Raw genomic sequence first — 23,423 nt, 5'->3', positions numbered from 1 at the left:
TATAGCACCAACTAGCGTCCCTTCTATAGCACCAACTCCTGAAACTCAATATAGCGCCACAGCGATCGATGGCTATTTAAAGGGCGCAATCGTATGGCTAGATTTAAATCGTAACTTTACGCTTGATGCCGATGAGCCTAATGCTACTTCTGGTGATGGTGGTAAGGTGTTGCTAGATATATCAGGTATCAGTGGCAAAGCGACTGATTATCCGTTGATGGTGAAAGCGATTAAGGGTGTGACCATTGATGAAGACACAAACCAAGTAATTAACCGTGATTACATCATGGCTGCGCCAGCCGGTGTTCAAGAAATAACACCTTTGTCTACACTAGTGCTACAAGAAATGGAACAAGGGACTACTCAAGAGCAAGCCTTAGCTAAAGTGTCGGCAGCTATTGGCTTAGATGTAGAGAAGCTCCTCGGTGATTATACTTTAGATACTGCAGACCAAGATGCACATTTGGCCGCACGTAGTATTGTTGCTTCAGGTTTATTACCTGAAAATGAAGCGCAAGCAGAGGAATCCTTGCAAACGTTAACTCCTACTACATTGTTGGCGTTACAAAAAATGGCACAAGCGATTAAAGATGCAACCAAGTCTGGCGATCACGATGGCCTGATTGTTGTTGAGTTTGATGAATCAGGTGAGCCTAAGCAAGCAGCTAAACGCACCGATAAAGACAAAGACGGCTTTGCTGATTTAATTATTGACGGCGTGTTACAGAGCGTACAAACCATGCCTGATGCTAGTTCAACCTTCATCGGCTGGGATCAGTTTCCTGAGGATGCAAAAGAGTGGGCCGATACAGACGGCGACGGTGTTGGTGATAACAAAGATGTCTTTTCAAGTGATGCTAGTGAGTCGGTAGATACCGATGGCGATGGCGTTGGTGATAATAAAGATGCTTTCCCAGCTGATGCGACTGAATCAGCAGATACTGATGGCGACGGCGTTGGTGATAATAAAGATGCTTTCCCAGCTGATGCGACTGAATCAGCAGATACCGATGGCGACGGCGTTGGTGATAATAAAGATGCTTTCCCAGCTGATGCGACTGAATCAGCAGATACTGATGGCGACGGTGTTGGTGATAACAAAGATGTCTTTCCAAGTGATGCTAGTGAATCGGTAGATACCGATGGCGATAAAATTGGCGATAATAGCGATCCTGATATCGATGGTGATGGCTACGCCAATGATCAAGATAATGAACCCCTATTTGCACTTGACCAACCGTTAGATCTGAAAACTTGTGTGGCTTCACTACCTGTTCTGACTCGTGTCCGAGTGGTAGAAGAGCAACCTGATGCAACGCGTTACAAAGTGTCGCGGACCATGATCGGTGCAGATGTAGCGCAAGAATATAACATGCTAATCGTTGAACGCGGGGAAGGTAAATTCTTGCCAGCAGATATTGGTATGTACGATGATGCTGATATCAATAACGACATCATTGTCTCGCGTCAGCAAGTGATAACGGACATCGGTGGGGACAAAACTAGCGAGTTCAATTATTCCGGTATTGCGTCTGATATCAATCATTACTTCGGCTTTGAAGGAGGAACATGGGGCTATAGTGGTTACAATATTGGTGGCGCGTTATTCTCTTATGAGATTGAGTTGAATAAGCCAATAGAAGTTAAATATACGCGTAAGAATAAATGGACGAATGCGAATGAGCTTTCCGAAACTTATAGCTACTTAGGCAAAGAAATTATTAAAACTGCGCAAGGTTACCAAGCCACTTGTGTTGTTACCAACACTATGGACGATGAGATCACGCGCATAGATACACCTAGTGATTCGATTACGACGTCATTGCGTATGGTCATGGACAGAAAGAATTTCTACGGTGCGCAATATGTCAGCTACCGCCTAGAAGTCGATTATGCAGAATATTATGACGGGGCTGCGGAACCGAATTGGGGCTACAGCAACGAAGTGCGTGAATTAGTCGCTATGGTTAAAGACAACCAAGCCTATGGAGAGTCGCTTTATCAAGAAGCGGAGCAGCCGCTGACCTATGCACAGTGTTTAGCCAGCCTGGATGATGCGAATTATCAGATAGCGGTTGGCGATGTCATTGAACATAATGTAGAGCGTCAACCTGTATGGGCGATGACACCTCAAACGGCCGTTTATCATGCAGAGGTTTTAGAGAGCGGCGCAAGCTTTGGTCTTTACACTGACTTAACTAAGACTCGCTACACTTTAGACTTTGGCTCTGAGGTTGCCATTGAAGATCACTATTCAACGGCGACACAATTTTATGGTCTTGATGGTTGGGGTTATGATTGGGCTACACAAGTCACCGCCCCTGAGAAAGTTGCTGCTGGGACTGCCCCAGATTGGGGTTTTGTTCGTACTTCTCTAGGAGAGGTGACCCCAAACAGTTCGGTTATCTTTGGAGTACCTAGTATTACTTATCCGACTAATACCAATCATAGTGATGGTGAGGTGGTAGAGTATGCTGACAGTATGATTTATTTAGGTAAAGAAACGGTGACTGTGCCCATGGGTCAATTTGAAACTTGTAAGGTACAGCACCAAGAGTTCAATCTGAATAAGGATGTATGGTCGCCAGAAACCACCAAACTTAACCACATGAACAACCGCGGTATTGTAAAGTCTAGCCGTTCAACGGTTGGCGTTATGCGATACGATAACCGCGAAGCGGTGAGCATGCCTATTTACTGAATTTATAGGTAGTATCTTATCAAAGGCCTGAATTTTCAGGCCTTTTTTGGTTCTTATATAAAATAAAACCCTAGGTTAGAGTGCTTTAGATAACAACGAGTAAAGCTGGAATTGATCGTTTGCTCCACCCTGATTTTAAGGAAGTGGGGGAATCGGGCACGAGTTACGATTACCGTAGTATTATTGACATGATGGCAGCAGAGCAGCCGTCGGATGGCTATGTTCATTCTCAGGATTATCAATGTATTGAGTTGGCACCTTCTGTGCAGCTACTGCTATATCAATCGGCTTGGGTGGATGAGTTAGGAAATAAAAGCCACTTTGCGAAGCGATCGTCTATTTGGGTGCTAGTAGGTAACCAGTGGCAATTGCAATATCATCAAGGAACCGCGAGTGATGGTTTCAGCTAGGGCCAAAGGCTTGTTAGAAAAGCTAAATGTATATGTTATCAAAGCGACATTGCTGGTGCTTAAGGTCGCGCTTGCCTTAGTACTGGTCGTTGCTCTGTTCGTAGTCCGCGTTGGCAAGGTAAGCTACTGATGTTAGCCACCGATGACGCGCACGGCCTCTATCAACGTCATGGCTTTGCCGAAAGTAGCAAACTGATGGGCATGGGTATCAGAGAGCAAAGATAATGCAACCGATTGATGATGGCTTGGTAAGTAAAGATTGAGCAAAACATGACCATATCATTTGTGACTTCCAGGCTAAGCGTGGTTGAAGTGGAAGTCGGCATTTCCTTGTCGGATCGCTCGCAATTACTTGCTTGCGTACCAATGGTCCTGACGCCTGCGGTGGTCGCTGCGTTACCGGCTGATTTTCATGATGTGAATACACCCGCTGCGGCCGAAGTTTGGTTGGATAGTATGTTATCGCAAAGCCGCTTGCTGCTAGTAAAATCCGCCAGTAATGATGTTATTGGCTTCTTATTTGTTTATGTCACACAGGGAAACTTTGCCCATATCGGTTATTTATTGGCGCAAGCTTATTGGGGTAAGGGGTTAGCAACTGAGCTGTTGTATGGGTTCATGGCTGATGTTGGCAATACACAACCTTGGCAAAAGCTAGTAGCGGGCGTTGACCAAACCAATATTGCATCCGCTAAGCTCCTTAAGAAGTTAGGTTTTGTTGAACAAATGCCTGATGAAAGTAGTGTGGCTATGTTTGAGTATATTTTGCCCCAAACACAAGTTTGAAGCAGCTACCAAAGCTAGAGAGTGTAAAACGGAACGGTCACTATTTACCTGCCGCTCAAATGTCCTCATCCTGATACGGATGCCCTTCAAACCAAGCCTCTAAAAACTCAATGAAATACTTAACCTTAGGCGGTGTGTACTGACGCACAGGGTAGAGGGCAAATAAGGTCATAATGGGTTTAGTTGCATCGCCTAGTATTTCTACCACTTCTCCTGCTTGTAGGGCGTGGTGACAGATAAACCGAGGAATATAGCCTATTCCTAGCCCTTGCTTGATCATTTCCAGTAAGAACACTGAGCTATTGGCTTTGAGCGGACCCGCTATGGGCACGGGGTCTACGCCAACTGGCCAAAGGTTTTTATGACGAAAATAACTGTATTCAAAACAGTGATGTTGCTGTAAATCTTGCGGTGTTTGGATGGTAGGGTGAGTGGCTAAATATTCAGGTGAGGCACAAATACTATAGCTAAATTTGGTGATTTTTTTGCCGACATAGGCTGAGTCAAACTCACGACTAGCGACCCTAAGGCCAAGGTCAAAGTTATGCTCAAGTAAATCTTGTGCCATATCGCTCAGCTCAACGTCTAGCTCAATTTGTGGATATTGTTTCATAAATGCCGCCAGTGCGGGTGCGAGCACGGTTGAGCCTAGCGCCATCGGCACGTTAATACGCAATCGTCCCTTCGCCGAGTGCTGTGACGCCTGTAGCTGTACTTCGGTGTCTTCAAGGCGTTTTAAAATTTCGCGGCAGCTGACTAGATAGTCTTCTCCCAACTCCGTCATTTGCAGGCGACGGGTTGATCTTTGTAATAAACGAACCCCTAAATTGTCTTCTAACTGGCTGATTTGTTTGCTTATCATTGATTTACTTGTACCAAGCTGCTCGGCCACGCGGGAAAAGCTACCTAGCTCAACCACGCGAACATAAAGCTGCATTGCTTTTAACTTGTCCATTGTTATTGTTTCCATAAGGGAAAAAGACTTTGCTAATTGTGACTATATATCAGTTCAATAGCGGGGTTTATAGTGTACTCAAATCAACCACACCACAAACAGAGGTTAAACATGTACACACTATATTTCTCACCTGGCGCTTGTTCGTTGGCTACTCAAGTTATTTTACGCGAACTAAATCTGCCTTTCACCTTGGTTAATCGCAACAATGTAGAGGATTTTCAGGCTATTAACCCCGTTGGCGCGGTGCCTGCTCTAGGCCATCGCGACCAGGTGATCACCGAGGGTGCGGCGATTATTTTACATTTGCTGCAAAACCATCCGAATGACTTGTTACCACAAAGTGCAGTTGAAAAAGAAGTAGCCATTCAGCAGCTATTATTTGCCAACGCAACAGTACATCCTGCTTATAGCAAGTTGTTTTTTATTGCATCGGCACTACCTGAGGGCGAGTCACAAACCACTGCACTACAGGCCGCAGCGGTGGGGATTAATAAGCTATGGGTTCATATTGAGCACATTTTGCAACAGCAGCCTTATCTTGCTGGTGAGCGCCTGACGCCTGCGGACATACTATTGAGTGTGTACGAAACTTGGGGCCAATTTTTTAATGTTGATATTCAACTAGGGCCAAAAACTCAAGCCTTGCTGCAGCAAATTCGTCAACGTGACAGCTATGTTGCTGCAGTTGCCGCTGAGCAACAGGTGGCTTAATCATGGCTGAAGCTGCGTCGGATCTAGCCATTATTGAATCTATGATTGGTAGTTATTTTAAAGGGTTACATAGCGCCGATACCAAGTTGTTAGACAGCTTGTTTGATGACAGCGTTAGCCTGTATGCCCCTGGGATCCGCCGCACTAAGGCGCAGTGGCTCGAGTTGGTCGCTAATCGTCCAGTGCCGCAGGCCCTTGGTCATCCATATCGCTATCAAATCTTGTCAATTGAGCTTTGCGGTGAGCAGGCATTCGCTAAGTTAAGCTGCCCATTGCTCGGTGAACAATACATAGATTTTTTAGGTTTTTTACATGAGCAAGGGCAGTGGACTATTGTTTCCAAACAGTATGCCAACAACCCATTTTTACAATTAAAACAATAAGGAAAGGTTATGCCATATGTGAATATCAAGATTACCAACGAAGGTGTAAGTACGGCGCAAAAGCAGCAGCTAATTGCGGGTACCACCGAGCTGCTGGTAAAGGTGTTAAATAAAGATCCCGCCACTACCTTTGTACTAATCGAAGAAGTGAATACCGATAACTGGGGAGTTGGTTATGACTCAGTAACCACATTGCGCCAGCAGAAACAAAACACTAAATCCTAACGCTAAGGTGCTGGTTAGGTCATATTTGCAGCGGTTAGATTGTGTATAAACGACCTTCGGTTATAGTGACCTAGCTAAAAAAATAATCAACGGTGACCCTAAACTAGGGTCATTTCATGTTTGGCTATCTCATTGCACTAGTACCAGCTACGCCTTTTTTCACTGTAAGCGCCTTGTTCAAGATATAAAAAAGCTGCAAAAGCCGATACGTTAAAAGGGTGAGCCCGATGGTCAAAGGCTCTCCTCCAAAAAGTAGCACTAAATCCCCAACAAACTGCTAAATCAGCATAATCCTCATCCAGTAGAAAAAGACTAAGCGATTGAATCCAAATAGGAACTCGGCTATGGTTTGGTGCGTCAATAAAATGTTAAAAATAAGTGAGCGCTAGGTTCACCTATGTGATTTGGCAAGTTTGGCACGAACAAATGTAACTTAATGGAATACAAATGAATAAATTGAGTAATGATTATTTAACTGAATGTAAGAAAGCGCTAGATGCAGAGCAAGCTCATAGCTTGTCAACTACCAATAACTGGGCGCATGTGAATAGGGAGCTTGTCCACCAAGATTGGGATGTTCTGTATAAAAAATTAGCAAAATACGCAGATGAAACAGCTGTTGATAACGTAAATGTTCAGGCACTCATGAAAGAACATTATGAAATAGCATGTAGATTTTATACCCCTTCTAAAGAAGCATACATAGGTATGGGGATATTTTATAAAGAAAATGAAGACATGAAAAAATTTCACAATTCGTATCATCCAGACATGGTTGATTATTTGGGCGATGCAATTGTTCATTACGCGGACAATAATTTATAAAATCTTATAGTAGATAGGTATAGATTAGGTTTGCGGCGCACCTGATTTAGGCGCTAATAACGCTATCGTGATGTTATTGGATTATGACAATAGTTTATTGAAAACGTCATTGGGTAAACTAACTTGAATGACACTGGGAGTGGTAACCAAGATGCATTCAATTCAATGCCAGTGTGGTAGCGTCCGCGGCCAACTAGAAGGCAGTGGAGTCCACAATCGACTCATCTGCCACTGTACCGATTGCCAAGCGTTCGCAAAGTTTCTTGGCAAAGCGGCTGAGGTATTAGACCCGCAAGGCGGGACTGAGATTGTGCAAGTTGCGCAACCGCGTCTTCGCTTTTTGCATGGAGAAGATCGACTTTCTGCAGTACGCCTGAGTGAGAAGGGCATGGTTCGTTGGTATGCGTCGTGCTGTAACACTCCTATCGGCAACACGATGGCCAACCCAAAAATTTCATTTATTGGATTAATTCATTCCTCTCTCGATCATGCCCAGATGGATAAAAACTTCGGAACAAATATTGCGATCTTAAATACAGATGCCGCTCTGGGTGAGATAAAGCCCAAGCAGCGTGGTCTTATAGGCGTTATAACACGTTTTATCTGGCTTCTTGTCACGATGCGCATCAGTGGCAGCTACAAAAATTCGCCGCTGTTTAATGCATCAGGCTCGCCGCGAGTGGTGCCATCGATACTTACGTCCCGAGAGTTGGCGCAGTTGAAGGATGACGCATAACTAATACCTCATAACTTGGTTTCCAGCCCTTTTCTTGCTTCTGGTAATAAATAAAACCTTAGGTTAGAGTGCTTTAGATAACAACATGATTAAGGGAATATCAACATGCGCGTATACGGCGATGTGCAATCAGGTAACTGCTACAAGGTAAAACTGTTGATGGCGCTGCTGCAAATTGAGCATCAGTGGCAGGCGGTAGATATTTTAGCGGGTGATACCAAAACACCTGAATTTTTGGCTAAAAATGCCAATGGCAAAATTCCGTTAGTGGAGCTAGATGATGGCCGTTTGTTAGCCGAATCGAATGCGATTTTGGGTTACTTTGCTGCCGATACGGCGCTAATGCCAAGTGATAAATTCCAACAAGCTAAAGTGTATGAATGGTTGTTCTTTGAGCAATACAGCCATGAGCCTTTTGTCGCAGTAGCCCGTTTTATTCAGCATTATTTAGGCCTGCCAGCGGCGCGCCAGGCTGAGTATGAATCGCTACAAGCCGGTGGTAATAAAGCTTTATCGATCATGGAACAACAGCTCACGAAAACCCCTTTTTTAGTGGGTGACAGTTTAACTATTGCAGACATTGCACTATATGCTTACACCCATGTGGCTGGGCAAGGTGGTTTTGATTTAAACCGCTATCCGCATATACAAGCTTGGTGCCAGCGCATTGCGCAGCAACCTTATTACGTGGCGCTGGGTTAAGCAATGAGGCTGCTGTTTAATGTTATGACGACCTTGGCGTTGATAGCGGCGGGCTTGATGGCAATCTTTACGTTTACTGCGCCGCCGCTGGTAGAAGCTAATTTTGCGGAAAAAGCGCCTAACTTTTTTGTTTTGGCGAGAACAAGCAAAGGATACCAAAAAATAAAGCTAGTGCATGCCTTGGCTAACCCGTCTGATTATCAGTTTTGGCTTGACCAAGAAGAAGTAGCGTTAAATGTCGGCGATATTCACCACATCCGTGTGTTGCAATCGGATCGGGATAGCCAGCTGATCCGCTTTAATTATGTTAACAGTTACAGCTCAACCTCTATTTATCGGGTCAGTAAAGACCAGCAATTAACGCCTGTGAGTTACGAAATAAACCATCAAATGGGGCAAGGTGTGATTGTTATGATTGCGTTTATTCCTTTAATATTTATTGCCCGCTGGCTGGCAAAATTGTTGGCAAATAGATTATTCCCCCCCGCGATTAAGCAAACTAATTCCTCAACTTAGGCCACATTGAGGAATTTAAACACTGCCCTTTAACCTTGTTCTTCACTAATATTCATCAGTAGGTGAATTATTGTTGAGGAGCGAGTATGGCAACGCTGAGTGAGCGGGTTGCGGGGCGACCGAAAGGGGATTCTGATGCGCGAAGCAGGTTAATTCGCGCGGCGTTGCAGCTATTCGGTAGTCGCAGCTTTGCGACGGTTTCAACGCGAGAATTAGCGCGACAAGCTGAAGTGGATGCTGCAATGATCCGTTATTACTTTGGCTCTAAAACCGGCTTGTTTGAAAGCATGGTGCGTGAAACGTTGGCACCGGTTTTAGCTAATCTACGTGACATGTCGGCCTCGGCTGCGCCCAGCGATCTTGCCAGCTTAATGCAAACTTACTACCAGGCCATGGCTCCTAACCCTGCTTTGCCGCGATTAATAGTGCGAGTTTTACAAGAGCCAGAGCACAGCGAGCCGCAGCGGATTTTATTAAATGTTTTTGCTGATGTAATGGAGCTATCTCGCCAATGGTTGGCTCGTGCGTTGATTAACTCTGGCAGCTTACGTGATGAAGTGAACCCCGAATTAGCGCGTTTAAGCTTAGTTAGCTTAATGGTCTTTCCATTAATTGCCCCACCAGTATTGATGCAACAATTTGGTTTTAGTGGTCAGCCTAATGAGTTAGCGCAATTAGTGGCGCATAATATCAGTGTCTTACAGCATGGCTTGCTGAAGTCGTCTGACTCGGAGGACGCATAATGAAGTACTTAACTTTACTTGCTGTGTTAATGATCATCACGGGATGCACCGAGCCAGAGCCAAGGGCTTTTGGTCAGGTTGAGCGGGATCGGATGACATTAACCGCGCCTGTTAATGAAGTGATCAAGCAAATTTTGGTTGAAGAAGGGCAGCAAGTGAGTGCGGGTGACGCCTTACTGCGTTTGGATGATACGGTTGCCCAAGCACAACTGGCACAAAAACAAGCCGAGCTGGCGCAAATCCAAGCCAAGTTAGCAGAGCTGGTAGCTGGCGCGAGAGGCGAAGAAATTGCCCGTGCTAAAGCCAGCGTAGCGGAAGCGAAAGCCAATGTTACCGAAGCGCAGCAAGACTATGTACGTACTCAGCGCTTGTATAAAACCCGGGTGTTGACCAAAGCAGATTTAGACCAAGCCAAAGCTAACTTAGACACGGCAGATGCTAAGCAAGCCCAAGCCCAACAAAGTTTGAACGAGTTACAAAACGGTACGCGCAGTGAGCAAATAGATCAAGCTCGTGCCATGGTCAATGGTGCCCAAGCAGGCGTGGCCATTGCGCAAAAAAACTTGGCAGATTTAACCTTAATTACTGCACAGGCTGGCATTGTGGATGTTATGCCGTGGCAAGTAGGCGACCGTGTGGCCAAGGGGTCACAGCTGGTGGGGCTACTTGCTACTGAACGACCTTATGTAAGGGCTTATATTCCTGCCACTTGGCTCGATCGGGTATCAGTGGGGGCGCAGGTTAATATTTTAGTGGATAGCCGTGAGCAAAGTTTAACCGGCACTGTGCGCAAGGTGCGCAGTGAGCCTGCTTACACGCCATTCTATGCATTAAACGAGCGCGATCGAGCGCGCTTAATGTACCTAACCGATATTGATTTAGACGCCGCTGGTCAACAATTGCCCACGGGCATGGCCCTTGAAGTGGAGCTATTGCCATGAGTGCTGACTTGGCCATTGAAACTCATGGCATGAGCCGTGAGTTTTCCGGTGTGACAGCGGTCGACCAAGTCGATTTAGCCATCACTACGGGCAGTATTTACGGCTTTTTAGGGCCGAATGGCTGCGGCAAATCTACCTCTATTAGGATGCTGACTGGATTATTAACGCCCAGTGCTGGTGAGATTAAAGTTCTCGGTGAAAACTTATTTGGTGCCGAGGAAAGAATACGCCGCCGCATTGGTTATATGACGCAAAAATTCTCCTTATACGACAACTTATCGGTGTTGGAAAATCTGGAATTTGTTGCGCGAATTTATGGCCTAAAGCGCAGCGAACGCCGCAGCCGTTTAGCTGAGTTGTTAAGCTTGTATGAATTAGCAGGGCGTGAAAAACAATTGGCTGGCTCAATGAGCGGAGGGCAAAAGCAGCGCTTAGCCTTAGCTGCTGCGACATTACATCGCCCTGAACTGCTATTTTTAGACGAGCCCACTTCGGCGGTTGATCCCGAAAATCGCCGCGAATTTTGGGAACGATTATTTGATTTATGCGATCAAGGCACCACCATTTTAGTCTCAACCCATTATATGGATGAAGCCGAACGTTGCCATGGTTTGGCAATTTTAGAGCGCGGTATTAAACGTGCCGACGGCTCGCCGCAACAATTGATGGATGCGATGAATGCACAAGTGATTGAAGTAGCGGGAGAAGATCTTCGCTCGCTAAAACAAGCCTTAGTTAAACTCCCTGAAGTACTTTCTGCCGCGCAAATTGGCAGTCGGTTGCGGGTGCTGGTGGATCGCAAAATAGCCGATCCAAAGCGTTGGCTGACGCCGCAAGTGGCCCAGCGCAGCTTAATTTCAGTGCCGCCTAGCTTAGAGGATGTATTTGTCACTTGTACGGGAGGGGATCGACATGTTGCTTAGGGTTTTAAAGGCTATCGTTGATTGCGCTCGAACAATTACTGCAACCCGAATGCTGGATAAACGAAAGAGTATATTTTTCCTGCAAAAAATCGGTGAATATGCCCCTGTACGCTTTGCGTTTTCATCCCTGAAAACGAAATTTTGCCGTAACAGTAGACTCTACTCGACCGCGACAGGTTTAAGCAAAGCGCAGGTTAGCGTCAGTACCAAGGCTGATATATGGAGCATGACATATGTTGCTTAGGATCTGGGCCGTTGTAGTAAAAGAGTTGCGCCAGCTTTCGCGCGACCGCATGACCTTTGGCATGATAGTGATGATCCCGCTGGTGCAGCTGATGTTATTTGGCTATGCCATCAATACCGATGCACGTCACCTTCCTGCGGGGGTAGTGAATTTAAGTGACAGTGCCTATGCACCGCGGATAGTGGCGGCCATGCAGGCCAGCCAAGTGGTTGATTTTAAATTTAACTACGCCAGCCTTAAAGAGGCTGAGGCGGCGATTACCAAAGGTGAGGTAAAGTCGGTGTTGTATTTACCGCCCGATTTAGCTGAGCGCTTAGTGCGTCATCCCTCGGCTAGTGGCGGACAATATTTGGCGCAACCTGTCGGTCAATGGTTGGTGGATGGCTCGGATACTGTGGTGGCGGCAACCATCAAAACACTTAGACAAATGCCGCTCTATGATGTGATGGATTTACCGCCCATTGATACGGTGCCCAGTTTTGAAGTGGTGCAATATTTCAATCCCGAGCAGCGTTCGGTAGTAAACATAGTGCCTGGTTTGCTGGGGGTTATTTTAACCATGACCATGGTGATGTTTACCTCGGCGGCGATTGTGCGCGAGCGTGAGCAAGGCAATATGGAGTTTTTAATCACCACACCAGTACGGCCAATGGAATTAATGGTCGGTAAAATAATGCCTTATGTGTTGGTGGGACTAATACAAGTGACCATAGTGCTAGGCGCAGGACATGTGCTATTTGACGTGCCATTTCGTGGTGGTATCGACTCAATGGCGCTAGCATCACTGTTGTTTATTTGTGCCAGTTTGACCTTAGGTTTAGTGATCTCGACCATCGCGAAAACTCAGCTGCAGTCGATGCAACTGACTATTTTTATTTTGTTACCTTCCATTTTGCTGTCGGGCTTTATGTTCCCTTACGAGGCGATGCCTATGGCAGCGCAATGGATTGCCGAAGCGCTGCCCGCTACTCATTTTATGCGAATGTCCCGCGCCATTGTGCTGCGTGATGCAGAGGTGATGGATCTAAGCCTAGATGCACTGTGGTTACTAGGATTTACTGCTATCGGTTTGTTGGTGGCGAGTTTACGTTTTTCAAAGCGGTTGGATTGATTGGGTGGTGAATTTAAGCGAACTCAGCATCGTTGAGTTCGCTTAACCAGATTACAATTCGTCTACGTTAATGCCGATGGTGATTGCGCCAATTGGAGCACCATTCTCATCGACTATGGTAGCGCTCATTTGTGACTGAAACATTTGGGTAGATTCATCTTCTTCTACTTCATCAACAAAAATAGCACCCGCCCCCATGGAGTAAGTCTGTTTAAATTTATCTTCATCCCCTTGCCAGTAGTCACTGGTCATGGAGCTTTGACCAACATTAAGGCCTTTGTTATCCATGATGAATATTTCTGTGTAAAGGCCTGCCGCGTCTGTTTCAACCTGCTTTAAGTAAGTTGAAAGCTCATTATTAAGTGTTTTATCTATTAAGGTGGTATCTCCGCCATCGACACCTGTGCGCCATTGCTGATCGAGTTTATTTATGTCGCTGTCAGTTAGCGAAGCGTTTTGTTGATTTTGTGCTTTAATCGCTTTGATAACTATAGGGTCACTTAGCCAAGTGCTTACTTTAGTTGCAAAATGTTCTTTCATTTTTGGCGAAAAATCATTGGCTTGAACGCTGCTAGCTGCTAATAGAAGCGCGCATAAAACAAGTTTTTTCATCTTTACCTCACTTTATAATGATTTATATGTCAACTACAGTTACAGCATAGTCTATTTTTTACGCTTGCTTCCTTCGCTTTTGAGTCTGGCTTTTTGGAGAATAATTTCATGCAAAATTGGTCAATCAAGGTTACGTTGTCTTGCATCATTATTGTCTTGCTTGTGGTTGGTTCTGCTTTGTCATTTGCGCTAAACCGTTACCATGTGCAGACGTTAGCAAAGCATCAGTTTCAGCAGCAAAGTTTATTAATGAGCTCTGCTATCTCATTAAAAATTGCAGGGGCGGCACGTTTCAATAAGGTCGAAAACATTGCTGAGGATATTCAAGTTGTGAATCAGCAAAACCCGAATAGCATACTGTTTTTACAAGTGCTCGATAGTAATGGGAAATTGATTTACAGCGCTGATGACCTCTCGCAATACACAGGTAAAATAGAGCTCAACGCTAATCGAAATAGTCAGTATCAAACGGTTGATAACACGGACTACTTAGAAGTCTGGCAAGAGATTAAATATGGCAAAAAAGACGATGTCGTTGGTCATCTAGCCGTGGCCTATAATTATCAAGTGATTGCCGACGAAATTAATGCTAATAGCCGTACATTAATTGGTTTTTTTATTGGTCAGATGCTGTTGGTCACTTGCGTGGTTTACTTCTCTATCCACTGGTTGCTGAGTAAACCATTACAGCATTTTGCCTTAAGTATTAGGCGACTTAGCCAAGGCGACGCTAATTTAAGTGCCCGAATTGAAGAGAAAGGTGCGCCTGAACTAAAAAATATTGCGCAGTATTTTAACCAGTTACTTGAAGCGTTGTCTCAGTCCTTTACCCATCTTAGTGAGCAAACGTCGCGGTTAACGGATTTGAAAGATAATAGCCATCAGTACTCTCAGCAATTGATTGAATTGATTAGTAAGCAAGCTGACGATGTACACCTTGCCCAGCAGCAAATCGATCAAGTCAACCAAATGAGTGAGAGCATCATTAGCTCATCGACCACCTCCAATTCTAAGGTTGAAAATGTCAATCAAGATGCAACTCGAACTAACGGTACAATTGAAGAGTCATTATCTGGGATTAAAGCATTTGAACAAGAAATGACCCTAACGGCAGCATCGATAAAAAGCCTATCAGAGAACACGCAATCCATCACTGGCGTACTGGATGTCATTAAAAGTATTGCCGACCAAACAAATTTATTGGCCCTTAATGCTGCCATTGAGGCCGCTCGTGCGGGTGAGCAAGGCCGAGGTTTTGCCGTGGTTGCTGATGAAGTGCGCTCTTTAGCGGGTAAAACCAGTCAATCGACAGAAAAAATTAACACGATGATTTCCACGCTACAGCAAGGGGCACAACATGCTGTGGATAGTATGAATGCTAGCCAAACTACTTTACACACTAATGTGGCGGCGATTGAGCAAGTGAGCAGTCAATTTGGTCAAATATTTGTTGAAATAGTTGACGTGATGGGTATCAACCAAGAAATAAAATCACTCGCTCTTAATCAAAATCAAGCAAGTGCAGAGCTACATCAGCGTTTAGAAGAGTTAGTTTTACAGGCGCAATCAGGCCAACAAGTGGCGACTAATGCTCATCATGCGCACCGTGAAATGGAGCAAGAGCTGACTAAAACCGTGAATTTGGTTAAGCGTTTTAATGCTGAGTAAATCTACTCTTGACCGCCTTGCCAAAACTGGCTGACGTGTTCAATAAACGCCCGTAGTTTGGCCGAGCGGTTGGCTTGATGTGGGAACAGTAAATAGATATCACGACTTAAAGTAGTGAACTCCGGCAACACTTGGATTAATTGATCTTGGCTAATCAGTGGATTAAGTAAAAAATCAGGTAGCTTGATAATGCCTTGGCCTTGCAAGGCGGCTTGAATCAGTAGCATGTTGTCGTTGATTTGCAGTGTGCCGTGGGTGTCGACATCGTATTGATCGTTTTGTTGCTCAAAGTGCCAGAGTGTTAAGTTGGGGTCGGACAAGCAGCTATGATGGGTCAAATCTAACGGTGTGACTGGGCGGCCATTTTTTGCTAAGTATTCCGGCGATGCGCAGCAAATATGTTGATAACTCAATAGCTTTTTCGCCACCATATTTTCTGGCGGCGTGTTGGTGGCACGAATGGCAAAATCAAACCGGCTGCTGGCAAGATTTTCATTTTGATAGCCAATGTTTAGGTCAAAGGTGATGCCTGGATATTGCTGCTGAAAGCGAGCACATAAAGGCAGTAAATAACGTTGGCTAAATAGCATTGGCGCGGTAATACTAATTTGCCCTGTAACATCAGTGGTGACCTGGTTTAAGCCTTTTTCTAAATTGGCAACAGATGCGTTTATTTGCCGCATTTTTTGCAGCACTTGATGCCCCGCGGCGGTGAGTTTGACATGGCGGGTGGTGCGGATCAGTAAGCTTACTGCCAGCTCTTTTTCTAAGGTGCTAATTTGCGTGGATAAATAGCTGCGCGAGATACCGAGATTTTCAGCGGCTTTGGCAAAGTTTAAAGTTTCCGCCACTTCACTAAATAAGTGGTAACGTTCAAAACGTTTATGGGCTTTTTGCATGGCGCTAATCTCTCTATATCTCACAATACGACTCATTGTGGTTAATCATCAGCAAAAATGCATTCTATTGTTCGTTATATAGAATAGTTAGTTTTTGTTTTGGCCTTTAATCTGACCCGTTGGCGGCATAGGATGGGATCAGTAAATGATATTTTCTACTTGGCTAGGAGCTTTATTATGAATGCATTACCTTCATCGCTATTTTCCCCGTTAGTGCAAGGCTATTGGCGCATGGCCCATTGGAACATGACGCCGCAGCAACGCCTGACGTTTATTAAGCAACACGTTGAGCTAGGCGTAACCAGTGTCGATCACGCGCCGGTGTATCAAAGTGAAGCTCTGTTTGGTGAGGCGCTAGCACTGGAGCCAAGTTTACGCGCGCAACTACAAGTGATTTCTAAGTGCGGCATCATTCCTGGCCAAGGCGAACAAGTGGCTCATTACGACAGCGGTCAGGCCGAGATTATTACCTCGGTGGAGCGTTCGTTAACCAATTTGCAAGTTGAAAAACTGGATGTGCTGTTAATTCATCGCCCTGATTTATTAATGCAAGTGGATGAAATGGCAGAAGCTTTCGCGCAGTTAAAAGCAGCGGGAAAGGTTGAGCATTTTGGCGTGTCTAACTTCAGTGTGGCTGAATTTAACTTGTTACAATCGCGCTTAGATGTGCCGCTAGTGACCAACCAAATTGAAATCAACCCAATCAATATGCAAGCCACCGAAGATGGCACCTTGGCACAAATGCAGCAACTAAAGGTGCGACCAATGGCATGGTCTTGCTTAGCAGGCGGGCAGTTGTTTAATGGTGAATCAGCTCAGGCCAAACGCGTGCAACACACCTTACAGCAAGTGGCGGATGAAATTGGCGCAAGCTGCATTGATGAAGTAGCGTATGCTTGGGTGATGAAGCTACCCGCCAACCCTGTACCAATTATTGGCAGCGGCAAAATTGCGCGAGTGCAAACCGCGCTCAATGCTCTTGAGCTAACCATGACGCGTGAACAATGGTATCGCATTTGGGCTGCATCAAAAGGGCATGGTGTGGCTTAGTTCTTTATCGTATTTTCGCCCCATCACTGGGGCGCCTACGAGAGGTTGTATGTATCCGTGGAGATGAGCTTGCTCAGCGAACATCATACATTCCGTGAGCAAGCTCAGGTCCCACAAAAAACACAAATCAACCCGTTTAACAGGCAAGGTGCAGCAGTGATGCTGCGATAAATCACCGATAAACGCTGCGATTAAATGACGGTTAAACCAAACTCATCAACATTTCTTCAGAGTATTCAACCAAGTCTTTGCCTTCACGGACGCGGGCTACGTAGTCGGGGTTGGCGATAAACGGACGGCCAATCGCTAATAAATCATACTGATTCTCGGCGATGGCGGCACTGCCCATCTCGGCGGTGAGGCTGCCCACACCCACTAATGTCTTACTGTAATTGGCGCGAATGTAACTGGATGCGCGGCCACCTAAATAATCAAACTCTAATGCGTCATCAAAAATACCAACATGAACAAAGGCTAAGTTTCGGTTTTCTAATTGCGCCAGTAGGTAATCAAACACGGCACGATCGCGAGGATCGGCAGGCATATTAAAATAGGCCCCGGGCGATAAGCGAATGGCTGTGCGATCTTGGCCAATTTCGGCAATCACGGCATCCACCACGGCGAGTGGAAAACGCGCCATGTTTTCTGGTGTTTCACCAAATTCGTCGCTGCGTTGGTTGCTGCCGTAATGTAAGAATTGATCGATTAAGTAGCCATTTGCACCATGGATTTCCACGCCGTCAAATCCAGCAATCATCGCATTAGCGGCAGCTTGAGCATAGTCTTCTACTAATTGCTCAATATCTTCATGAGTTGCAGGGGTAGGTGTTTGATACTCTAATTCACGCATACGCGGCACAGTGCCTTCAACTGCGATTGCTGAAGGTGCCATCACGGCCTTGCTACCGGTTGCGGCGCTAAAAAAGTGTGGGTGTGCTACGCGGCCAGTGTGCCATAGCTGCGCAAAAATTTTACCACCGTTGTCATGCACGGCTTGAGTCACTTTTTTCCAGCCTTCTACTTGTGCTGCAGTAAATAAGCCCGGTGTATTGGGATAGCCCTGGCCATCAGGGCGAATAATGACCGCTTCTGAAATGATTAAACCCGCCTCGGCGCGGCGACCGTAATACTCAGCCATGGCTTGAGTCGGCACTAAATCGTCATCTGCCATACAGCGAGTGAGCGGCGCCATGAGAATGCGGTTGTTTAGGGTAATCGTTTCATTAAGGGCGAAAGGTTGAAAAAGATTGTCCGTCATATGGCCTCGGTGGTTACTGTTGTATTTTGAATGTTCGTTCAAGATATTCTTATTTGAATGTTTGTTCAAGTATTATTTTGAACAAGCATTCAAAATTAAGTACAATGGCCATATCCGATATTGCCCGAGTATGTTAATGAGAAACGCCGAATTTGACCGAGAAAAAGTGCTGCGCTGCGCCATGACCGCCTTTATGGACAAGGGATACGGTAAAACCAGCATGCAAGATCTTAAAGCGGCGACGGGTTTACATCCAGGATCGATTTATTGTGCCTTTGAGAATAAACGGGGTTTGTTGTTGGCGGCATTAGAGCAATATCGACTGGATCGCAGTATTGAATTTGCCGCTTTTTTTGCTGATGAGCGACCCGCTTTAATGCAATTAAAAGCCTATATCGACGATCTGGTGCAACAATGCCTCAGTTGCGATAGTAGTCAAGCGTGCCTATTAACCAAAGCGTTAAACGAAATGGCAGAGCAAGATGCTGAGGTGCAGCAAATTATTGCGAATAACCTAGCTGCATGGCAACAAGCGTTAACTCAAGTATTTGAAAGGGCTAAATCGCAGGGTGAGCTAACATCAGGGCGAGATTGTGAGCACTTAGCGCGTTATTTAGCAATGGGTATTTATGGCCTACGCACCTTTGCTCATACCCATCCTAATGCTGAAACACTCCAAGCTTTGGCTGATCAACTTTATCACGACATTTGTGCTTAAGTAGGCACTAAATATATTTACAAGGATGCAAAATATGATAGTTATTTATGGTATTGCTGAACAACTTAACCCCATTAAAGCTAAGCTTTCAAATGTGATTCACGGCGCGATGCAAAGCGTGCTTGGCATGCCTGAAGATAAACGGGCTCATCGTTTTATACCTATGGATAAAAGTGATTTTTATGCGCCCGGCGGACGCAGCGATGCCTATACCGTGATTGAAATTAACCTGATGGCGGGGCGTGAAATCGAAACACAAAAGCGACTAATTAAAACGCTGTTTGTCGACATTGAACAACAGCTTGGCATCAAACCAGTGGATATCGAAGTGATCATTAAAGAGCAAGCGCCTTATCAATGGGGTTTTCGCGGTATGACTGGCGATGAAGTGACCGACCTGACTTATAAGGTGAATGTTTAGGAAACCTGATGTGATGGCGCTGTGACAGAGTATTTTTCCCTGCAAAGTGCAGTGAATTTATCCCGATACGCTTTGTTTTCCCCCTGAAAGGAAATTTGCCGAAAAAATACCTATTAGTTATCTAGTCTGTGCGGTGGTGTGTTTGTTGGGTAGATTTCTGTAATGACTTGCGGAATAAATTTTTGCTCAGCCTTACAATTGTTAACACTAAAACGAATCAAAAACCATTATCTTTGCAATGAACCTTATTTGGCTTCAAAAGCATTTTTGTGAGGATTTATGAATCGTTTCTTAAAAATGGCATTACTGCCGTTGGTACGTTTACTTTCAGCATGCAGTAATGCCCTAGATAATATTCTGTTTAATCTTGTGCCTCATCCACAAGAGCCGCAAGAGCGGCAATATAATATTAGGCAAGTGGAATTCGTTAACCCTACTGATGGCACCTTGTTAGCTGGCGAGTTAACTTATCCAACAGAAGGAGAGAGTTTTCCTGCGGTGGTGTTAATTTCAGGCCATGAAAGCGGGGCCCCTCCTGCGAGTCGGAATGATGAAATAGCAGGGCATCAATATTTTTTAGTTATTTCCCATCTATTAACTCAGCGCGGTTATGCGGTACTTCGTTACGACAACCGAGGCGTTGGCGATAGTACGGGAGATTATATGACTGCTTCTGATAATGAGTTCTCTGCTGATGCGGCCGCTGCCCTAAAATGGTTGCGTGAGAGTTCAAACATTCGGCTGACCTCATCTGGTTTTTTGGGGCACTCTCAAGGAGGTATTAAAGCCTTGCTTGCCGCAGAAATAGAGCCCCCTGATTCTATTATTAGTTTGGCAGGTATTAGTGTCGAAACCACCGCTCAGGCTGTGGTACGTCAGAATCAAGAAATCAATCGCGCTAATGGTATTCCGCAATCTTTATCTGATTTGCAAGTTAAAGAATTAACAGATATTTTTGAAATTCTACGGATCTCAAGCACTAAAGAGCAAGCCCAATCATTATTACGAGAATATACCCGTAATGCGGGGATTACAGATGTGGATCATATTCAAAATGTAGTAGACCAATTTGGATCTAATTGGTGGTTCACTGAAGCACATCGGGATATAAAACCTTTAATTAAGAAATACCGCGGCCCCGTATTGGCGTTATTTGGTGCAAAAGACCTACTGGTCTCAGCTGCTATTAATGAAGCACCAACTCGTCATTTGCTGCGTCATCCGCAATCAGAAGTGCACACTTTTGACCACTTAAATCACTTATTCCAAACGGCGAAAAAGGGAACGGGTCCGCAAGAATATTGGGAAATTGAAACCACTATTGAGGAGTATGTGATTGAAAAGATTGATGATTGGACGACGTCAATCAACAGCATGTCCTGACAAAAAATGGTGGCATTTAGTATTGATTAAATCCAACACTCTAATTTGGCGTTGTACACTAACAAAATCGCCGTTAAATCTTACAATTGCTAACACTAAACGCCATTAAAAACCCTTATCTTAACTGAGCAATATATTTGCTTTGGTTATTCATATGGAAGGAATGAGAAAATGCAGTTGACAACGTTTGACATAATAAAGAAATGCTCATTATTGGGTTGTTTGGCGCTTAGCGGGCTTGTATTGAGTGGCTGTGGTTCGAGTGACTTAAAAAAACTAATCGAAACTAAGGCACATTTCACCTATATCAATACCACAGATAAAGCGGCGAATTTTTATTTAATGCGTGATGATGTATTAGAGGATGACGAGCAAGATGAACTGTTTAATGGCGGCCATCAAGTGTTGAGTAATATTGGGGTGAATGAGTCGCAAACATACTCCCATACGTACAGAGCACATCAGACTGGCGTGCATTTAGGTGTTAGCGATAGTAACACTTTGATAAAACAAGCTAAAACGAGCGTTAATCTCGACTTTGAATATAAAAAAACGCCTAAATTATGGGTCGTTGCTTGGATGATGGGCTCGCAATTTAAGCTGACATACTTTGGTAAAGAGTCATCTGACCAAGATGGGGTTTATAAAGTTCGCCTATTTACTCACAGTGCGATGCCAGTGAGCCTTAATGGCTCAGAGCAGGTTACGTTAACGACAGAGCAAGGCAAGGCAACGCGGGCTTTAGCTGTTACTAATTGTGCCTCTGGGTTAGAAGTGGGCGGGAAAAAGATCGACTTGTGTAACGCAGACTTAGGGCGTTCCTATTTAGTGGTGGTGGATCAAATGGGGCTACGCAGCTTACTACCTGAATCATAAAATAGACTGTTAGGAGGCACACGATGGATATTAATATTAGCCAGTGGAAGTGGTTGATGACATTGTGGTTGACTATCTCTTCTTTTATTTTGTTTCTGTTTATTTCGGCGGTGAACGCGAATGCGCAGCCTGTGACTTTTTATGATGGTGAAAATAAATTGTCAGGCGTGTATCTAACGCCACTACAAAACCAGCCAGCGAAAGCTGTGCTGGTATTTGTTCATGGCGATGGTGCGCAAACGTATGATGCCGATGGTTATTATGAATTGATCTGGGAGCCTCTTAGAGCCAAAGGTTATGCTGTGCTAAGTTGGGATAAGCCCGGAGTGGGGGATTCGTCGGGTAACTGGCTTAATCAAACAATGAGCGATCGCCAACAGGAGGTGATGGCTGCGGTTGAATGGGTACAACAAACCTATGGCTTTACCACTAGTAATACTGGCTTGATTGGTTTTAGCCAAGCAGGTTGGGTGGTTCCTGAATTATCAAACAATGACTATAAAGTGGGTTTTGCCGTTGGTGTTGGTTTTGCAAGAAATTGGATCGATCAGGGTCGTTATTATACGCGCGTGAAGCATCAATTATTAGGCAGTAGTAAGGCCGATACTCAGGTGGCTATAGCTCAATACAATGATGAAGTGCGTTTCTTCAAATCGGCATTGCGCTCCGATTACCGGCGTAACAGTGACATGTCGCGTCAGCGGTTTTTATTTGTTATTAAAAATATAAACTCTGATGCCAGCTCTGCATACACAAAGATTAACATTCCTACCTTACTCTTGTGGGGCAAGGATGATTTGAATGTTGATGCTAAAACGGAATTTGCCTATTGGCAACAGCAGCCAAACCCTTTTGTTACGACTGCTCTATTGGACGATGCCAACCATGGTTTACTGGACGCTAAGCATTTCAGTGGCCAAAGCTACGGTATCAAAGACTTGTTAAAATTGGTTTGGTTAGGAGAAGATGCGATGGCGAGCACTGCAATACCGACGTTACTCAGTTGGCTCGAACAATTACCACTGCCAGATCCAATCAAGTAAACAGGTTATGCCAGCTGACAGTTAAGCTTGACGATTAGTCTGAAATTATTAAGGTAGAAAGATGGATTTTACCCTACGTCTTATTTGCATTTTGCTCTGTACTGGTATTCTGTCAGTTCAGGCTAGTACCGAACCCTCTTCTTCCGAGCGGCTAACCGAAAAGGTTTTGGGTGATTGGCATTGTTCATTTGCGGTAAAGGAAAGTGGTGCCCAAGTGTCGATTGAATCTGATGACCTGTTTATCCGTGGTGGAAAGTTGGTTAGCAAAGGATTATTAAAAGCCAAATTTGCACCTGATTTACCTGAAATTGAGTATGCCGTTAATAGCACGTCGAATTGGAAGGTAGAACAGGGCTATTTGATAAGTACTCTGACCGATGTCAGTGTTGTCAATTTAACTGACCCCGAATTTGACAATATTGTTAACCCGAAGGAATTGTTCCCTGTGAATGTGAGTGAGTCATTGCAGATTTTGGCGATTTCGAATTCAACTATGGTGTTGAAAAGTAGTGCCGCAGGCCAAGAATATCGTTGTAAAAGAAACAACTAGTTTGAAGCGACTCGATGATGGATCGCCTCA

Annotated in this window: 25 protein-coding genes and 1 pseudogene; 22 read left to right on the top strand and 4 right to left on the bottom strand. The window is 44.8% G+C overall.

What is annotated here, in order from left to right:
• From K1M91_RS16240 to K1M91_RS16230, 3 genes and pseudogenes are all read left to right on the top strand, one after another.
• Nucleotides 1–2,701 (top strand): annotated as a pseudogene (locus K1M91_RS16240) (thrombospondin type 3 repeat-containing protein); the annotation flags it as partial.
• Nucleotides 2,702–2,790: 89 nt separating this feature from the next.
• A complete protein-coding gene (locus tag K1M91_RS16235) occupies nucleotides 2,791–3,111 on the top strand; it encodes a DUF4440 domain-containing protein (protein ID WP_348983274.1) in 321 nt (106 codons plus the stop codon).
• 270 nt (nucleotides 3,112–3,381) lie between these two features.
• Nucleotides 3,382–3,897 carry a GNAT family N-acetyltransferase gene (locus tag K1M91_RS16230; protein ID WP_232803309.1) on the top strand — a complete coding sequence of 172 codons (516 nt, stop codon included), beginning with the start codon at nucleotides 3,382–3,384 and terminating at the stop codon, nucleotides 3,895–3,897.
• 55 nt (nucleotides 3,898–3,952) lie between these two features.
• On the opposite strand, the gene K1M91_RS16225 is transcribed toward K1M91_RS16230, so the two are convergent.
• Nucleotides 3,953–4,852 (bottom strand): LysR family transcriptional regulator, encoded by a 900-nt coding sequence (locus K1M91_RS16225; RefSeq protein WP_232803308.1) that lies wholly within the window; start codon nucleotides 4,850–4,852, stop codon nucleotides 3,953–3,955.
• Between the two features lie 111 nt (nucleotides 4,853–4,963).
• Between K1M91_RS16225 and K1M91_RS16220 the strand changes: the two genes are divergently transcribed.
• The 11 genes from K1M91_RS16220 (at nucleotide 4,964) to K1M91_RS16170 (ending at nucleotide 12,915) form a co-directional block, all read left to right on the top strand.
• Nucleotides 4,964–5,566, top strand: a complete 603-nt coding sequence (locus tag K1M91_RS16220) for a glutathione S-transferase N-terminal domain-containing protein (protein WP_232803307.1) — start codon at nucleotides 4,964–4,966, stop codon at nucleotides 5,564–5,566.
• 2 nt (nucleotides 5,567–5,568) lie between these two features.
• Nucleotides 5,569–5,949 carry a nuclear transport factor 2 family protein gene (locus tag K1M91_RS16215; protein ID WP_232803306.1) on the top strand — a complete coding sequence of 127 codons (381 nt, stop codon included), beginning with the start codon at nucleotides 5,569–5,571 and terminating at the stop codon, nucleotides 5,947–5,949.
• Nucleotides 5,950–5,958: 9 nt separating this feature from the next.
• On the top strand, nucleotides 5,959–6,174 hold the full coding sequence (locus K1M91_RS16210; protein ID WP_232803305.1) for a 4-oxalocrotonate tautomerase family protein: 216 nt from the start codon (nucleotides 5,959–5,961) through the stop codon (nucleotides 6,172–6,174).
• 447 nt (nucleotides 6,175–6,621) lie between these two features.
• The gene (locus K1M91_RS16205; protein ID WP_232803304.1) at nucleotides 6,622–6,999 is read left to right on the top strand and encodes a TipAS antibiotic-recognition domain-containing protein; all 378 of its coding nucleotides are present in this window, start codon (nucleotides 6,622–6,624) and stop codon (nucleotides 6,997–6,999) included.
• 127 nt (nucleotides 7,000–7,126) lie between these two features.
• Complete coding sequence (locus tag K1M91_RS16200; RefSeq protein WP_348983273.1) at nucleotides 7,127–7,735, top strand: DUF6151 family protein; 609 nt, start codon at nucleotides 7,127–7,129, stop codon at nucleotides 7,733–7,735.
• A 105-nt stretch (nucleotides 7,736–7,840) separates the two neighbouring features.
• Nucleotides 7,841–8,437, top strand: a complete 597-nt coding sequence (locus K1M91_RS16195; RefSeq protein WP_232803302.1) for a glutathione S-transferase family protein — start codon at nucleotides 7,841–7,843, stop codon at nucleotides 8,435–8,437.
• Between the two features lie 3 nt (nucleotides 8,438–8,440).
• On the top strand, nucleotides 8,441–8,953 hold the full coding sequence (locus K1M91_RS16190; protein WP_232803301.1) for a hypothetical protein: 513 nt from the start codon (nucleotides 8,441–8,443) through the stop codon (nucleotides 8,951–8,953).
• A gap of 86 nt (nucleotides 8,954–9,039) precedes the next feature.
• On the top strand, nucleotides 9,040–9,696 hold the full coding sequence (locus tag K1M91_RS16185) for a TetR/AcrR family transcriptional regulator (RefSeq protein ID WP_232803300.1): 657 nt from the start codon (nucleotides 9,040–9,042) through the stop codon (nucleotides 9,694–9,696).
• Nucleotides 9,696–10,637, top strand: a complete 942-nt coding sequence (locus tag K1M91_RS16180) for an HlyD family efflux transporter periplasmic adaptor subunit (protein ID WP_232803299.1) — start codon at nucleotides 9,696–9,698, stop codon at nucleotides 10,635–10,637. The genes K1M91_RS16185 and K1M91_RS16180 overlap by 1 nt, the downstream gene beginning before the upstream one ends.
• Nucleotides 10,634–11,560 carry an ABC transporter ATP-binding protein gene (locus K1M91_RS16175; protein WP_232803298.1) on the top strand — a complete coding sequence of 309 codons (927 nt, stop codon included), beginning with the start codon at nucleotides 10,634–10,636 and terminating at the stop codon, nucleotides 11,558–11,560. The genes K1M91_RS16180 and K1M91_RS16175 overlap by 4 nt, the downstream gene beginning before the upstream one ends.
• 233 nt (nucleotides 11,561–11,793) lie before the next feature.
• Nucleotides 11,794–12,915: an ABC transporter permease gene (locus K1M91_RS16170; RefSeq protein ID WP_232803297.1), complete on the top strand. Its 1,122-nt coding sequence runs from the start codon at nucleotides 11,794–11,796 to the stop codon at nucleotides 12,913–12,915.
• A 51-nt stretch (nucleotides 12,916–12,966) separates the two neighbouring features.
• On the opposite strand, the gene K1M91_RS16165 is transcribed toward K1M91_RS16170, so the two are convergent.
• The gene (locus K1M91_RS16165; RefSeq protein ID WP_232803296.1) at nucleotides 12,967–13,527 is read right to left on the bottom strand and encodes a hypothetical protein; all 561 of its coding nucleotides are present in this window, start codon (nucleotides 13,525–13,527) and stop codon (nucleotides 12,967–12,969) included.
• Nucleotides 13,528–13,635: 108 nt separating this feature from the next.
• On the opposite strand from K1M91_RS16165, the gene K1M91_RS16160 reads away from it, so the two are divergent.
• A complete protein-coding gene (locus tag K1M91_RS16160; protein WP_232803295.1) occupies nucleotides 13,636–15,195 on the top strand; it encodes a methyl-accepting chemotaxis protein in 1,560 nt (519 codons plus the stop codon).
• A gap of 2 nt (nucleotides 15,196–15,197) precedes the next feature.
• On the opposite strand, the gene K1M91_RS16155 is transcribed toward K1M91_RS16160, so the two are convergent.
• Nucleotides 15,198–16,118, bottom strand: coding sequence for a LysR family transcriptional regulator (locus K1M91_RS16155; RefSeq protein ID WP_232803294.1), 921 nt, complete (start codon nucleotides 16,116–16,118; stop codon nucleotides 15,198–15,200).
• A gap of 153 nt (nucleotides 16,119–16,271) precedes the next feature.
• Between K1M91_RS16155 and K1M91_RS16150 the strand changes: the two genes are divergently transcribed.
• Nucleotides 16,272–17,144 carry an aldo/keto reductase gene (locus K1M91_RS16150; RefSeq protein ID WP_232803293.1) on the top strand — a complete coding sequence of 291 codons (873 nt, stop codon included), beginning with the start codon at nucleotides 16,272–16,274 and terminating at the stop codon, nucleotides 17,142–17,144.
• Nucleotides 17,145–17,346: 202 nt separating this feature from the next.
• Here K1M91_RS16150 and K1M91_RS16145 read toward each other — a convergent pair whose 3' ends face one another.
• Nucleotides 17,347–18,402 carry an alkene reductase gene (locus K1M91_RS16145; RefSeq protein ID WP_232803292.1) on the bottom strand — a complete coding sequence of 352 codons (1,056 nt, stop codon included), beginning with the start codon at nucleotides 18,400–18,402 and terminating at the stop codon, nucleotides 17,347–17,349.
• Nucleotides 18,403–18,538: 136 nt separating this feature from the next.
• Here K1M91_RS16145 and K1M91_RS16140 point away from each other — a divergent pair, with 136 nt between their 5' ends.
• From K1M91_RS16140 to K1M91_RS16115, 6 genes are all read left to right on the top strand, one after another.
• The gene (locus K1M91_RS16140) at nucleotides 18,539–19,120 is read left to right on the top strand and encodes a TetR/AcrR family transcriptional regulator (protein WP_232803291.1); all 582 of its coding nucleotides are present in this window, start codon (nucleotides 18,539–18,541) and stop codon (nucleotides 19,118–19,120) included.
• A 34-nt stretch (nucleotides 19,121–19,154) separates the two neighbouring features.
• Nucleotides 19,155–19,541 carry a tautomerase family protein gene (locus tag K1M91_RS16135; RefSeq protein WP_232803290.1) on the top strand — a complete coding sequence of 129 codons (387 nt, stop codon included), beginning with the start codon at nucleotides 19,155–19,157 and terminating at the stop codon, nucleotides 19,539–19,541.
• Nucleotides 19,542–19,820: 279 nt separating this feature from the next.
• The gene (locus K1M91_RS16130; RefSeq protein WP_232803289.1) at nucleotides 19,821–20,924 is read left to right on the top strand and encodes an alpha/beta hydrolase; all 1,104 of its coding nucleotides are present in this window, start codon (nucleotides 19,821–19,823) and stop codon (nucleotides 20,922–20,924) included.
• A gap of 171 nt (nucleotides 20,925–21,095) precedes the next feature.
• Nucleotides 21,096–21,800 carry a hypothetical protein gene (locus K1M91_RS16125; RefSeq protein ID WP_232803288.1) on the top strand — a complete coding sequence of 235 codons (705 nt, stop codon included), beginning with the start codon at nucleotides 21,096–21,098 and terminating at the stop codon, nucleotides 21,798–21,800.
• 23 nt (nucleotides 21,801–21,823) lie between these two features.
• Nucleotides 21,824–22,843, top strand: a complete 1,020-nt coding sequence (locus tag K1M91_RS16120; RefSeq protein WP_232803287.1) for an alpha/beta fold hydrolase — start codon at nucleotides 21,824–21,826, stop codon at nucleotides 22,841–22,843.
• A gap of 61 nt (nucleotides 22,844–22,904) precedes the next feature.
• Nucleotides 22,905–23,393: a hypothetical protein gene (locus tag K1M91_RS16115; protein WP_232803286.1), complete on the top strand. Its 489-nt coding sequence runs from the start codon at nucleotides 22,905–22,907 to the stop codon at nucleotides 23,391–23,393.
• The last annotated feature ends 30 nt before the right edge of the window (nucleotides 23,394–23,423 follow it).

Origin of the sequence: Motilimonas sp. E26, assembly GCF_021278025.1 — a bacterium.
Classification (GTDB): Bacteria; Pseudomonadota; Gammaproteobacteria; order Enterobacterales; family CBDFNC01; genus Motilimonas.
The sequence above is the reverse complement of the archived record's forward strand: the minus strand, read 5'-3'. Positions and strand labels throughout refer to the sequence as shown.